General features: G+C 74.5%; 1 pseudogene. It reads left to right on the forward strand.

What is annotated here, in order from left to right:
- A pseudogene (locus K6I34_RS37870) lies at positions 1–569 on the forward strand (peptidase); the annotation flags it as partial.

Consider the following 569-nt stretch of genomic DNA (forward strand, 5'->3'; position numbering starts at 1 on the left):
GCCCATGCGCGAGCGCGTCCAGCTGATCGAGGCCCTCCCAGACGACGGCCGCGGCGAACAGGTGCCGGGACGCCCCGCGATGGCCCTGCTGCACGACCCCGACCGGGTGTGCGCCGAGCTCGAAGCCGCCACCTTCGCCCCGGAGGCCCTCGCCATGCGCCGCGCGGACTGGCCCGAACTCGTCCACGTCGGCCTGCACGCGTACGCCACCGAGGCCGCGGAACCGCTGCGGCACGCCATCGCCCGGGTGACGGGCGGCGAACCCGGCCTCCGCGCCTTCCTGGAGGCCGTCGACGCCGATGCCAACGCGTTGGAACGGGTTGCCGACCTGCTGCCCGGCGGGCGCGACGCGCTGCGGCAGGGGCTGGAGCACCTGCTGGTCCTGGAACTCGCCGACGCCCGCTTCGCGTGGTGGGAACTGTCGTGGTCGGGGCCCGCACGGCTTCGTCTTCCCGAGGGGTACGAAGAGGCGATCCCCGGGGCCGTGCAGTCGCTGCTGGAAGTCCGGGGCCTCTCCGGAACGGTGGCGCTGCGCTCGCTCCTTCCGACGGCTTCTGCCACGGTGGCCT

The sequence above is a fragment of the Streptomyces sp. UNOC14_S4 genome (assembly GCF_020740835.1).
GTDB lineage: Bacteria > Actinomycetota > Actinomycetes > Streptomycetales > Streptomycetaceae > Streptomyces.